This is a genomic window from Tritonibacter scottomollicae, from assembly GCF_032924845.1.
In the GTDB taxonomy this organism is placed as follows: domain Bacteria; phylum Pseudomonadota; class Alphaproteobacteria; order Rhodobacterales; family Rhodobacteraceae; genus Epibacterium; species Epibacterium scottomollicae.
In genome coordinates this window covers 111,147-124,457 of the sequence record NZ_CP136707.1, presented here as the reverse complement: position 1 = coordinate 124,457, position 13,311 = coordinate 111,147, and the positions used below count along the sequence as shown (strand labels likewise).

Below are 13,311 nucleotides of genomic sequence, written 5' to 3'. Positions count from 1 at the left end.
CGGATCACCGTGAGACCAAACACACGTTTGGATTGCTTTTCCACTTGCGAATCATATTCACGAACAGGCGCATCCATTGGAAACCCTCCGCACCAATTCGGGTCAGCCAATTTTTCTTGGGGAACCTAGGGTTAGCATTCAGAAATCTCCGTGGGACAAGGAGTGGAGATCGCATCTCATATGTGGTTAAGAATTCCAACACTGGCCAGAAACCCAGCTTCGGCTCTTTGCACAGTCCAAGTCGCAACCATTCACCCGTCACGACTTTTGCCTTGGGACTTGAATGACTTCTCTGGTGTAAATCCGAAGCTATGGCCATTTGTCTTGGCTATGTAAATCAGGTCTGATCTTCCAAGTTTGCAAAGTCTGCTTCCTGCGCTTCGCTGCCCTTGGAGCTGACCGCAGCATCGGCCAGGGCCGCCACCGCCTGCTGAACGGCGGCTTTCGGGAAAGCTCTCGCGCTCGCAGCAGCGCCTTCGCTGCACCCTGCATGAATGTCGTGATTGGGCTGGGAGCCGCCGATTGCACCTGCAGCGAAGGGTCGTAGCCATGAGCTCAAGTGAGACTTGAGCTGCACAGAGCACGTAGGTCAGCTTCTTGCTTCCAAGTCATTCTGCCTAGTCGACAACAAAAAAACCGAGCCACATTGTCCAGCGGCACAAAAAACCCTCGACAGGGGGGGAGCATGGAAACCGCACGAAACGCGCAAGCTTATAGTACGTTGGCATCCATCCTACTCATGAGTTGGAGCCTCCGGCAAACCTGGCGCGGTTCACTCGACGAAACCGGTCGTCTGTCCGAGCGCCATGCCGAAGAGGACCTTCATGGTCGGGCACGTCTGGATCGCGGCGTCGCTATACTGCGGCTGCCGGCCGCGCTTGCCGTTCGGTAGCGGCACCCAGACCAGTTCCGGATCGAACCAGATCGTCAGGGACCCACGCTGCTTGATGGCTTCTTTGTAGGCCGGCCAGTTCTTAGTCTTGTAGCTCGGCGGGATGGATCTGCTCATACAGTCCAACTAACATGCCGGTTTCACGACATGAATCCCTCTTCGTCTTTGCGCAGCAAAGCCACCTCAAGGCGCGCATCGGCTCTTTGGTCCATCTTGATCGGGGGGGGACATCGTACTCTGCGGCGTTCAGATTAATTCAAAGATGGCTGATATCCATCAACTCCATCAGGTCCTTATCACCTGCGCCGCCGCTGGTGCGGAGGCTAAACTCATGCCCGGCGTCGAGGGGAAGCGGCGTCTGCGTCGTTCGTCAAAGTGACGAGTATGCAGATCACGGTGTGGAGTTCGCCAGGCTCCAGCCGCATAGGCGGAATGTGTCGGGAGGCTCAGCCTTCGTGATCGGTAAGCCTGCCGGTAGAGGAGAGAGCGCGACCTCTTGTTGAAGGAGGGGCGCGCGACCAGGGCAGTCGCCCCCCCCCCCCCCGGCATCAGCGTTCGCGCGGCGGCCAGGGCGCGTCGGGCAGTCTGGTCAGCGGCTCTCCCAGCAGCGGTGACGTCAGCGCATAGACGCCATTCACGGCAAAGGCCCAGATGATATTGCGGTCATATTCCACGAATACCGCAAAGACCGCATTGTCAAAGGTCCAGTCTGGCACCTCATCCGCGGTAGGAAAGGCGGGCACGTAGTAGCCGGAGATCTCCGGCTTGGTGGGATCTTCTACGTCAAAAATCTGGATGCCGGCATTGTAGAAGGCATAGACCACCACGCCGTCGCGTCCGCCGCCCGGCTGGTCGATTCCGCCGGAGCGTTTCGGCCCGAAGCTGCCACCGCGCTGGCAGTAGTCCGTGAAACCGGCCTCTGCCGGTGGCTGTGGACGCGGGAAGGTCGCGGCAACAGCGGGCTTGGTCGGATCGGACACGTCGATGGAGAAGATGTCCTTGTAGGGCTCATAGCAGTTCGAATTCATCGGGTAGCCGTTTGAGAATACATGCCCGGTGCGGGCGTACTGGCTGACGTCAACATTGTCGAACTCTGTGCCCGCATAGCTGGGTGCGACCTGCAGGTCGCCCAGCGGTGTGGGGTTGGCCGGGTCGCTGACATCGAAGGTCCAGAAGCCCAGTCCGCCCATGCCACCAAAGCCAAGCGTGCCGCCGTCCTCTATCGGGACGGGCAGGGCCAGCGGGTTGCGTGATCCCATCCAGGAGGTGCGATTGCCTGCTCGCGGATTCTCTAGATAAGCGGCGAGGTCCGCGGCGTTGTCGATGTCCTGTCCCGGTACCGACAGCTGGCTGACGAACACAGGGTCGGCCGGATCTCTCATGTCCCAGATTTGGTAGCCGGGAGAATGCACATAGTCGGGGTATTCCGTCAGCGCAAAGCTATCGTCGGGGGCTGCGGACAGAACCATGTAGCGCCCGCCGGTCCAGGCCGGGGCATCCAGAGATCCAGACCCCTGCTGTGCACCGATGGGCGCGTCCGGGTTGGCACGGTCGGTGGTGCGCTCGGCGATCATCGTCCAGTCGTCCGGGGTGGGACCGTTCATCTCGTAGACCCGAAAGCCCTTCAGCGAGGTATAGTTGCGCACCAGGGCAATGCCCTCGGGGTCTTCGGATTTGCGCCCCATGACGCCAAAGCGGCCGATCTCATATGAGGCGACAGCAACGTGCTTTTGCAGCCCTGCGTGCCAGACGATCGTCAATCCGCCGAAATACTCGGTGACGCTCTTGCTGTCGAATTCTTCGCTGGAGCCCTCCGGCCCCCAAACGCCGCCATCGCTGTAGACCTCGACCGCATTGGCCGGATCCGTAATGTCCAGCACCCGCATGTAGTCGCGGTCATGGGTGTAGAGATAGCGTTTGCCATCCATATCGACGGCATTGGCCCAGGCATGCCAGGGCGAGGTGACCGTGGGGTAGAAAGCCAGCACATCGACGTTTTTCGCATAGGAGTTCTGGTCCCAGCCGTCCAGCTGACCGGGGAAATTTGGCGCCCAGGACGACAGCGGTGCGGCGTCTGGCGCAACAAAGGCACCGCCTTCGCCGATCAGGCCGTAGTCGCGTCCCGGCTCTGGCAGGGCAGGCGGGTTGTGCGGTGTGGCCTCGAACCAGCGCTGGACGATCGGGTCGCGGATGTCGATGACACCGGGTTCTCCGCCGCCGCCACCCGCGGCGTATGCTGCAGATGCAAGCAGGCTCGCGGCGAGGGTCAGAGATACGGGCAGATGGTGAAACTCAGGCATATAGGCCCCCTGTTTTGACGCTGACGTGAGGCTGTTGCGGTTCCGTCAGCTTGTTGTGATTGCTCGAAAGCCTACGTCATGCCCGGCCTTGCTCAATTCGCATTCCGGGAAACTGGATAGCCAATAATCGAATAGCTGGGACTGCGGAGTTGCGCTCTGCTCTGAGCCACAGGCCGGTCCGTAGGGGGAGTTTCATGCCCAGCCCGCGCGGGGGTCAGTTCAGAAGCAGCAGCGCGCTACCCAGTCCGACCAGCAAAGCCGCGATCAGCCCGCGTGGAGTCAGTTGCATCCGCTGGCGCAGCAGCAGCGTGGCAAACAGGGCGCTGAACAGCACATCCAGAGCCCCGATCAGCGCCACGCTGGTGACAGAAGTGTGCAGCAGGGCCGCCAGCTGCAGCGTCTGCCCTGCGGACAGCAGCAGCGCTGTGCCAAGAAATCCGGCGCTGCGGTCGACCAGCAGATAGTGCAGCCTTGTAAGTCTGCTGTCGCTGCTGCCGTACAGAAATGCCCAACCAAGATAGCACAGGCAGCCTGCACTTGCGCCGGCGCAGGTCGCCAGCAGCGGGTCGGGTAGCTGCATCAGTCCCAATTTGCGCAGGCCGTAGGACAGTGCGTAGCTGGCCGCCGACAGCAGCCCCAGCGACACGCCCGCCAGCGCTCCCACTGGAGCCGCGCTGCCGGAGAAAGCGAACACCCCAGCCACCACCAGCCCCCCGCCCACCAGTTCGGCAGGACCAGGCCAGTCGCCGATCAGCAGGATGGCAAGCGGTATGGCAAAGAGCGGGATCAGGCGGCGCAACATGGCGGCACCGACCGGACCCAGGATTTCGGTCGACCGGTACATAAACAATCGCCCCAGAACTGTCGCACAGACACCGGCCACGGCAAACAGGCCAAGCGCCCGCCAGTGGGTGCCATCCGCTGGAAGCACCGGTGCGCTACCAGCCAGCAGCCACAGCGCCCCGGTCAGCAGTGCAGTCACCAGCACCGACAGGAACACCCCGCCATCGCCGCGCCGCTGGTTGCGGCTGCGGGCGATGGTGACGCCGGCCATCCCGTAGCAGGCGGCAGAACACAGGGCAAAGAGCTCTCCCAAAGGGACCTCAGCTGGCTGAAAATCAAGGGGCAGGGGGAATGATCAGGCCGCGCGGGTGTATGTCCGCGCGGCCTGATCAGTGCAGGGCCGGGAGATCAGGGCAGAAAGGCCGCCGCCCGGCGGGCGCTGCCGTTCAGAGCTTCAGCCCGCAGCCCTCGAACGCCTCGCGGATGGTGGCTTTTTCCGTCTCGGTCAGGTTCAGCATCGGATGGCGCACCGGGCCGCCGACCTGACCCAGCAGCTCCTGCCAGTATTTGCCGAAGGCCTGCGGCTTGTCCGCCGGGCGGCTGCTGGCGATCGCCTCGCGCACGGGGTTCAGGCTGTCGCGCAGGGTGCGGGCCTCGTCGAATTTGCCCTGGAAAGCGAGCTGGGTGTAATCGTGCATGCGCCGGTCATTGCGGGTTTGCAGCTGATAGGGCGGCGAGGAGCAGAGATAGAGCTTCCAGTTCAGCTCCTCGATATTGTCCAGCCATTCATCCTCCGAGGCGGTGGAGACATGGATCTTGTCCCCCACCATATGCGACAGGCGCACGTACATCTCGCGCGGGACCGAGTATTTGATGGCGACGATATTGGGCAGCTCGGCGATGCGGGCGCATTCCTCGGGCTGCATCAGGTAGCCGCTGTCAGGGTGGCTCCACATGGCGATGCCGATGTTCAGCTGATCGCAGAGCGCCTTGAAATACTGATACAGAACCTCACCCTTGTCCTGCACAAAGCTCAGCACCGGGGCATGCACCACGATGTAATCCGCACCGCAGTTTTCGGCGTGTTTGGCTAACTCCAGCACGGTGTTGAAGTTCTGGTCTGACACCGACATGATGGTGCCCGCCTTGCTGCCGCATTCGTCGACCGCGATTTCAAAGTTGCGCTTGCGCTCCTCCAGGCTCATCGAGAAGAACTCGCCCTGTTTGCCGGCGATAAACAGGCCCTGGATGGCCAGATCGTCGATCCAGTGGCGGATGTTGCTGCGCAGCCCGACCTCATTCAGGCTCAGATCCGCGTTGAACGGGTTGAGGGCTGCGGCCCAGATCCCCTGCATATGTTCGCGGGCATAATCCTTGGCTTCGTGTCTTGAGTATTTCATGCGCCGATCCTTGTTCGCTGAATGGCCGGGCGCGCGCCGCGCGGGGCCATCATTGGGTCAGTGCGGAGCATCCCGATCAGCCGGGCAGAAAACAAATCCAAAGAAGTGATCTTGGTATAACCAGAATTAGCATCAGGCCATCCTGAACTGCAGTTATCACAGTGGCAAATGCAAGGGGACTGCGGAATGAAAATTGCTCTCATCGGGTTTGGCGCCATGGCGCAGTATGTTGTGGACCAGTTGGCAGGCAGCCAGACAGACATTGCTGCGGTCATTGTGCCGGAGAATCAAATCGTGCCGCGGCGAGGTGAATTCGGCACCCAGTTCAACTTTGTAACCGAGGCCGCAGACGCCGGGGAGGGCATCGATCTCTTCGTGGATTGCGCGGGCCATGGCGCGCTGCTGCAGCACGGGGTGAAGATCCTTCGGGCGGGGCATGATCTGCTGACGGTGTCGATCGGGGCGCTGGCGGATGCGGCGCTGCTGCAGGAGCTGGACCGCGCCGCAGAGGAGGGCGGCGGCAGTATCCGTCTGGTCTCCGGTGCGATTGGCGCGTTGGATGCGCTGCGCGCGGGCCGGATTGGAACGCTGCAAGCGGTACGTTACATCGGCCGCAAGCCGCCGCAGGGCTGGGTTGGCTCTCCGGCCGAGGCAGTGCTGGACCTTGGCGCGCTGACCGGTGCGGCGCAGGTGCATTTCCGCGGCAGCGCCCGCGAGGCCGCGCTGCAGTACCCCAAGAACGCCAATGTCGCCGCGGCGGTGGCCCTGGCAGGCATCGGTTTTGACGACACGCAGGTAGAGCTGCTGGCGGACCCCGGCATCAGTCGCAACATCCACGAGATCGAGGCGGAGGGTGATTTCGGCTCTTTCCGTTTTTCCATCGAGGGCAACCCGCTGCCGTTGAACCCGCGCACCTCTTCGCTTGCTGCTATGAGCGTGATAGCAAGCATCAATCAATATGCCGAGCGCATGAAATTCTGAAACGCTAGGAAGATGCCACATGGTCAGCCGCCACACCCGGATCGTTGAAAAGGTACAGACCCGGCTGAAGTTCCGGCAGCTGCGGCTGCTGGTTGCGGTGGGGCAGCATCAGAACATTCAGGGCGCGGCGCGGGAGCTGAACGTCTCGCAGCCGGCAGCCACCAAGATGATCAAGGACCTGGAGCTGGACTTTGAAGTCCAGCTTTTTGACCGCACCAACCGCGGCGTGATCCCCACCGCCTATGGAGAGGCCTTGATCCGGCAGGGGCAGCTGATCCTGGCGCAGGTGTCAAACGCGGCGCAGGAGTTGGATGATCTGAACGACGGCAGCAGTGGCCGGGTGGTGATCGGCTCGCTGCTGGCGGCCTCTTCAGGGCTGCTGCCGCAAGCGATCGACCAGCTGATGCACGAGCGGCCGCATGTGGCGGTGAAGGTGGTTGAAGGCACCAATGACGCGCTGATGCCCGCTCTGCGACGCGGCGCGATCGACATGGTGGTTGGGCGGCTGCCTACCCATCGCCACCGCGACGAGATCGCGCAGAGCAAGCTGTTCGATGAAACTATCGTGGCGGTGACCGGCCCGGATCATCCGCTGGCGGGCCAAAGTGGGCTGAGTTTCGAGGATCTCAAGCCCTTCGGATGGATTCTGCCCCCGCCGGAAACCAGTCTGCGGCGGCAGGTCGACATGTTTTTTGGCGGCCAGGGCATGTATGCGCCTGCGTCTTACGTGGACTCGGTCTCCTTTCTGATCAATCGCAGCTTGCTGCAGCGGCGTCCGCTAATCTGCCTGATGCCACGCCATGTGCCGGAGCAGGACATCGCCTGGGGTAGCCTGGCCAGGCTGGACTGGCAGGTGCCCTTTGGTGCCGGGCCGGTCGGCATTTCACTGAACGCCAAGGCGCGGCTGTCGCCGGCCGCCGAGGCGCTGATCGGCTATCTTGAGCAGGCCGCTGCCGAGCAGTTATAGCAGCGCCGTGGACAGCAGCGGCCAGTAGCTGAGCGCCACGAGAACCACCGCCACCGACAGCAGGAACGGCCACAGCGCGGACAGGATCTCGGCCACCCGGATGCCGGTCATAGACGAGGTGATGAACAGCCCCACGCCGACGGGCGGCGTCAGCAGCCCCAGCACCAGGTTCAGGCACATCACCACGCCGAATTGGAACGGGTCGATATCATAGGACCCGGTGGCGATCGGCAGCAGGATCGGAGTGACCAAGATCACCGCCGCGATGCCGTCGATCAGCATCCCCACGAACAGCAGCAGCGCGTTGACGATCAGCAGGAACAGGAACGGGTCGCTGGTGATCGCAGTGATCGATGCGGCCAGCTTCTGCGGCAGCGCCTCGTAGACCACTACCCAGCCGAACACATTGGCCGCCGCGATCATGAAGACCACCATGCCAGAGTTAACGGCGGTGCGGCGGAACAGGCGAAATAGCCGCGGCAAAGTCAGCCGCTGGCCGGAGAACCAGGCCATGGTAAAGGCCGCCAGCGAGGCGACGGCAGCAGATTCAGTGGGCGTGGCGATGCCGAACAGAATGCCGCCGATGATGGTTACCGGTATCAGGCTGGCGGGCAGGCAGCCCAGCAGGGCCTGTGCAGCTTCTGATCGCGACATCCATTGCCCCTGCGGGAAGCCCTGTGCGACCCCGATGAGGGTGATGACAATAACAAAGGCGCCAAACAGCAATAGCCCCGGCAGGATGCCAGCGATGAACATATCGCCGATCGGCAGCTGCGCCAGCACGCCGTAGATGACGAACATCATCGAAGGTGGCACCACCGGCGCCAGCAGGCCACCCGCAGCGGTGGTGGCCGCGGCAAAACCGGGACGGTAGCCTTCCTGCTTCATCTCGGGCACCATGGCGCGACTCATCACTGCGATTTGACTGGCTGCAGAGCCGATGATCGCCGCCATGAACATGTTGGCCAGAAGGTTGATATAGGCAAGACCCCCACGAAAACCGCCGACAAATACCCGCGCCGCCTGAACCAGCCGCCGGGTCATGCCGCCCTCATTCATCAGCTCGCCAGTCATCATGAACAGCGGGATCGCCAGCAGGCCGTAGTTTTCAAGCCCGGAAAACAGCTGCTGGGCGAAACTGTCGAGCAGCACCGCGTTGCCGCTGGCCTGCACATAGGTGATTGCAGTCAGGATCAGCACAAAGGCGACCGGCACCGCGCAAAACATGCAAAGAATGAAAACGGCGATTGTCATCAGGATGTGCCCTTGCGGTCGGTTGCGGTGGTGAGATTGCTGAGGCTGTGCAGGATCAGGCCGAAGGCAAACACCCACATGATGGACCAGACCCAGACCTTGCGCAGGCCCAGCGTGTTGGTGGGCTCAGAATAGATGAAGTTGAAGGTGGCGCCCTGAAAGGTCTCGACGTCAAAGCCCGCGCGCGCAAATTCCAGCGGCAGGAACCAGCGCCAGCAGAACCAGGCTGTCAGCAGCGCCAGCGCAAAAATCACCGCGTCGACGAGGCGTGAAAGGACACGCGCGGCATCCTGCGGCAGGGCGTCGGTGGCGATGGTGACGGCGACCGCGTCCTTGTGGTGGACCGCCGCCGAGGCCGCCAGCAGCGTCATCCAGATCATGGCATAGACCGCAAGCTCATCGACCCAGTAGAGCGCAAAGCCAACGCTGCGGGTCAGCACGTTCAGCAGGATCAGCGCGGTGATCGCGGCGGCGAGGGCGGCGGCACAGGCCAGTTCCGCCCGCGCCCACCGCCGGGAAAAAGTCTGAAGCATCAGGGTGAAACCATGGGTTGGGTGAGGAATATCAGGGCATGGGCGGAGGCGCACGGGGCATCCGCCCATGCCGTAACGGCGGGGCGGTGCACGGTCAGCGGGTCGCCTCAGCCGCGGCGCGGATGGCGGGCAGCGAAGGCGATTTGGCGGCCCATTTGCTGTCCCATTCGGCGATGACATCCGCAAAGAACTCTGGCCCGGCCTTGGTCATCGTCAGGTCCAGCGCCTTCAGATTGTCCAGCCACTCCGGTTCCTTGGTGGCGTAGGTGTCGATGGTGCTGTCCAGATGCCTGGCCATCAGCTCTGCGATCATCGCGCGGTCTTCTTCGCCCAAGTCCTTCCAGACGCGGGCCGAGACCAGCCCGACCACCGGGAACATCATGTGATCGCTTTGCACGATGGTTTTGGCGTGCTCATGGTACTTCAGTACCCAGATCAGTTCTGCGTCCATGTCGATGGCGTCGACCTGACCATTGGCCAGCGCATCATAGACGCTGGGCAGTGGCATCGGGGTTGGCGCCGCACCGAGCTCTTCGTAAAAGTCAAAAATCGGCGCAAATGGCGTGATCCGCAGCTTCAGCCCGCTGAGGTCTTCGGCGCTGGTCACCTCCTCGCGTGAGACGATCTGGCGCAGACCCGCCATGCCGAGGCCGAGCCCGACAACACCGGCCTTTGCCGGCAGCGGCTTCAGCATTTCGCGAGCGGTGTCGGAGCGCAGTATGCGGCCGGCATGGTCGATGTCGGTGGCGAGGTAGGGGGCATAGAAGGCGCCCAGATCCGGCACGCGGTTGGACACTTCTGCCACGGTCAGGAACGCCATGTCCAACGCGCCGGTCTGCAGCTGCTGCATCATCTGCGCTTCGTTGCCCAGCTGGCGTGCGGGGAACACCTGTACGCTGTGCGCACCGTCCGAGGCGCTGTTGAGATCGGCGGCAAAGGCCTCTGCCGCCTTGGTCCAGATGTGCGGTGGCGGGGTCAACAGACCCAGCCGGAACTCCGCCGCCTGTGCGCCGAGGGCAAGGCAGCAGGCCGTTGCCGCCGCTGCTGCGGTCTTGAGTGACTTCAGATATGCCATGTGTGGTCTCCCTTTTGCGAGCTTGGCCCAGCATGGGGAAGCAGCTGATAGTTCAGCAACTTGGAACACGGCAATCTGATATTAATTAATGATATACCAAGAGGGGCGCTTGGCGCTATGCCAGCGCCCCTTTGGGGCGGCGCTCAGTCGGGCAGCGCGCGGCGATGCCGATTGCGGGTGAAAAGGGCGATGAAGGCCAGGTTCACCACCAGAAGGGCCAGCGCCACGGGGTAGTTCGCCAGCTCCTGCAGCGATCCGCCGGTGAGGCTGTAGCTTTGCGACAAGGTGGTCTCGAACCGGCTGCCCAGAAAGAAGGCGATGATGAACACGATGACCGAGATTCCCAGCGCGCTCAGCAACAGCCCCAACAACGTGCAGGCCAGCATGGTATAAAGACCGAACATGCCACCCGCGCCCAGATAGACGCCGGTGATGCAGAGCAGCAATGCGAGGGTAAAGATTACCAGTTCCGGCGCTTTGACCACCGTGGCCCACAGCCGCATGCCAGCCTGACCGACCCAAAAGTTCATGAAGTTGGCCGCGATCATCGCCCCGAATAGCCCGTAAATCAGCTCTGCCTGCTGGTCGAACAACAGTGGCCCCGGCTGGATGCCATGGATCTTGAATGCGCCGATCAGCAGGGCGGCGCCGACGCTTCCGGGAATGCCCAGCGTTAGCAGCGGTATCAGATTGGCGCCAACTACGGCGGAGTTCGCCGATTCCGCCGCCGCAATGCCCTGGATGTTGCCCTTGCCGAAGCTTTCGGGATCCTTGGCGCTTGCGCGAGTGGCGGCATAGGCGATGAAGGCCGCCGCGGTGGAGCCGATGCCGGGCAGTGCCCCCAGCACGGTGCCGATCGAGGCACCGCGTAGCATCGCAAAGCGGCAGGACCAGTACTCGCGCCAGCTGATGCGGCGGTCGGCGGCAGGCTGGCCTGCCGGGATCTCGATCGCGGGGTGCGACAGACCGCTGCCCTGTGCCAGGCGGCGCAGCACTTCCGGCAGTACGAGGATACCAAGGGCGATGGCTTCCAGCGGAATGCCGTCATAAAGCTCGGTCTGGCTAAATATCAGTCGCGGCGTGGCGTATTCGGGATCCAGCCCGATCGTGGCAAGCAGCAGCCCGAGGAACAGCGCAACACCGCCGCGCGCGATTGTGCCGCCGACGAGGCAGACGATCACGGTAAAGGCAAAGAGCAGCAGGAACAGGATCTCCACCGGTCCCAGTTTCAGGGCCACGATGGCCAGCGGCGCGGAGACGGTAATCAGGATGATATCGCTGGCGGTGTCGCCAGTGACGGAGGAATAGAGCGCCATGCGCATCGCCTTCACCGGCTTGCCTTGCCGTGCCAGCGGAAAACCGTCGAATGCGGTTGCCGCAGCATCGGGCGTGCCGGGGGTGTTGATCAGCACCGCAGGCACCGCACCGCCAACAAGCCCGCCCTTGCCGATGCCGACCAGGAAGGAAATTCCCACGAGCGGGTCCATGACAAAGGTGAAAGGAATGGCAATGGCAATCGCCATGACCGGCCCAATGCCGGGAACCGCCCCGACAAACTGGCCGATCACCACGCCAGCCAACACATAAAGCAGCACCACCGGGGTGAATGTCCCCGCCAGCCCTGCCAGAATTACATCAAACGGCACCATCGCACCCCCTCCTCAGGGCAAGAGACGTCCCAGCAGGACTTCGAAAACGGTCCAGATCAGCAGTGGCCCGCCAAGACCGCCCAGGGCCAGCCACAGCGGCCGGCGCTCGCCGACCAGCCACAAGAGCACCAGCGCCAGCGCCGGAGCGGCCAGCAGAAAGCCGACGTGCTGCATCGCCAGCACCCCGACCAGTGCGAGCAGGAAAAAACCGGCAGTCTTTGCCCCCTGGCGCAGGTCCAGCGCGGTTGCTTCCGCGCGCTGGCAAGCCAGCGCAACGCCGAACAGGCCGATCATCGCGGCATAGAACATGGGCAGAACCTCGGGCGGGATCGAGCCATCGGGGTAGACGGATTCAGTTTGCGCCGGGATGACGCCCCAGATCATCGCCACTGCAAAAATGACAAAGAAGACACCCGTTAGGCGGTGCAGCGTCATGGTTTTCTCCTGTCGCAAAACCCCGCGGCGCGAGTTGCAGCCGCGAGGTCGGGTCTGGGATTTACTGGTCAAACAGGGCACCGACGGGTGCCAGCGAGTCGTGCATCATTTGTCGGGTGCCCTCAGCTCCGAGGTTGAGCGCAGGGGCGCTGACCGCGTTCTGCACGACCGTCTGCACCGCGTCATCTGCCACCGCCTTGTCCATGGCATCAGCCAGCGCGGTTTTCACCTCGGCGGGCAGGCCGCCGGGGGCCGCGATATAGAAATAGGGCGCAATGAAGAAATCATGACCGGATTCGATCAGCGTCGGCACATCGGGCGCCGAGCTGAGCCGCTTGTCCGACAGGCTGGCGATGGTCTTCATCTGGCCCTCTTCGACGAAGGGCAGATGGGCGCCGGTGCCAAAGGCGGCATCGACCTGGCCGCCCAGCAGCAGCTTGTTCATTTCCGCGCCACTCTCGGCCTTGACCATGCGGAAGCTAACGCCTTCCTGCTGGCCGATCTTCTGCAGGATTGCCTTTGCGTCCGGCGCGTCCCAAGCAATTTTGGCAGAGCCTTCCGTACGGGCAAATTCCACCAGTTCCCCAATCGAGGAGAACGCCGCCTCACCGCCCGCGATCAGTGCGGTCTCCGCCACGGTGACGGTGCCGATGTAGTCAAAGCTGTCCAGCGTAAAGGGCACCGAGTCGGGACGCTGACTGAGCGCCATCAGTGGCGGGATGTTGACCGCCATGCCCATGACCAGCCCGTCGGGATCTTCTGCAACCAGGGCGCTGAGCATCGCGACGCCGCCGCCGCCGGGGCGGTTTTCCACCACCACATCCCAGCCGGTCTGGCGTTCGATGGTGGCGGCCAGTACGCGGCCCATAGTGTCCGTCTCGCCGCCGGCTCCAAAACCGATGCGCAGCAGGATGGGGTTTTCCGGCGTCCAGGCGGCAGCCGTCTGCGGCAGGCTGAGCGCGGCGACAGCCGCAAAGACAGCGGTCTTCAGCAGGGTGTTGAGTTTCATGTGGTCCTCCCGTTGGGTTTGAAAAATTATTGG

General features: G+C 62.8%; 11 protein-coding genes and 1 pseudogene. 2 read left to right on the top strand and 10 right to left on the bottom strand.

Annotated features, from left to right (window positions below):
• Window positions 1-775: 775 nt before the first annotated feature.
• The 4 genes and pseudogenes from R1T40_RS21675 to R1T40_RS21660 form a co-directional block, all read right to left on the bottom strand.
• Window positions 776-1,009: pseudogene (locus R1T40_RS21675) on the bottom strand (transposase); the annotation flags it as partial.
• A gap of 431 nt (window positions 1,010-1,440) precedes the next feature.
• A complete protein-coding gene (locus R1T40_RS21670) occupies window positions 1,441-3,192 on the bottom strand; it encodes an LVIVD repeat-containing protein (protein WP_317385323.1) in 1,752 nt (583 codons plus the stop codon).
• A gap of 214 nt (window positions 3,193-3,406) precedes the next feature.
• Entirely contained in the window at window positions 3,407-4,288 is an 882-nt protein-coding gene (locus tag R1T40_RS21665; protein ID WP_317385324.1) for a DMT family transporter, read from the bottom strand.
• 133 nt (window positions 4,289-4,421) lie between these two features.
• Window positions 4,422-5,375 (bottom strand): dihydrodipicolinate synthase family protein, encoded by a 954-nt coding sequence (locus R1T40_RS21660; RefSeq protein ID WP_317385325.1) that lies wholly within the window; start codon window positions 5,373-5,375, stop codon window positions 4,422-4,424.
• Window positions 5,376-5,561: 186 nt separating this feature from the next.
• Here R1T40_RS21660 and R1T40_RS21655 point away from each other — a divergent pair, with 186 nt between their 5' ends.
• Window positions 5,562-6,356, top strand: a complete 795-nt coding sequence (locus R1T40_RS21655; protein WP_317385326.1) for an aspartate dehydrogenase — start codon at window positions 5,562-5,564, stop codon at window positions 6,354-6,356.
• 19 nt (window positions 6,357-6,375) lie between these two features.
• Complete coding sequence (locus R1T40_RS21650; protein WP_317385327.1) at window positions 6,376-7,323, top strand: LysR substrate-binding domain-containing protein; 948 nt, start codon at window positions 6,376-6,378, stop codon at window positions 7,321-7,323.
• On the opposite strand, the gene R1T40_RS21645 is transcribed toward R1T40_RS21650, so the two are convergent.
• The 6 genes from R1T40_RS21645 to R1T40_RS21620 form a co-directional block, all read right to left on the bottom strand.
• Complete coding sequence (locus R1T40_RS21645) at window positions 7,318-8,577, bottom strand: TRAP transporter large permease (protein ID WP_317385328.1); 1,260 nt, start codon at window positions 8,575-8,577, stop codon at window positions 7,318-7,320. The two genes, R1T40_RS21650 and R1T40_RS21645, sit on opposite strands and share 6 nt — an antisense overlap.
• Window positions 8,577-9,110, bottom strand: a complete 534-nt coding sequence (locus R1T40_RS21640) for a TRAP transporter small permease (RefSeq protein ID WP_317385329.1) — start codon at window positions 9,108-9,110, stop codon at window positions 8,577-8,579. Before R1T40_RS21640 ends, R1T40_RS21645 begins: the two co-directional genes overlap by 1 nt.
• A gap of 94 nt (window positions 9,111-9,204) precedes the next feature.
• Window positions 9,205-10,185, bottom strand: a complete 981-nt coding sequence (locus R1T40_RS21635; protein WP_106165589.1) for a TRAP transporter substrate-binding protein — start codon at window positions 10,183-10,185, stop codon at window positions 9,205-9,207.
• Between the two features lie 143 nt (window positions 10,186-10,328).
• Complete coding sequence (locus R1T40_RS21630; protein ID WP_317385330.1) at window positions 10,329-11,834, bottom strand: tripartite tricarboxylate transporter permease; 1,506 nt, start codon at window positions 11,832-11,834, stop codon at window positions 10,329-10,331.
• 12 nt (window positions 11,835-11,846) lie between these two features.
• Window positions 11,847-12,269, bottom strand: coding sequence for a tripartite tricarboxylate transporter TctB family protein (locus R1T40_RS21625; RefSeq protein WP_317385331.1), 423 nt, complete (start codon window positions 12,267-12,269; stop codon window positions 11,847-11,849).
• Between the two features lie 61 nt (window positions 12,270-12,330).
• Window positions 12,331-13,278, bottom strand: coding sequence for a tripartite tricarboxylate transporter substrate binding protein (locus R1T40_RS21620; RefSeq protein ID WP_317385332.1), 948 nt, complete (start codon window positions 13,276-13,278; stop codon window positions 12,331-12,333).
• Window positions 13,279-13,311: the final 33 nt, after the last annotated feature.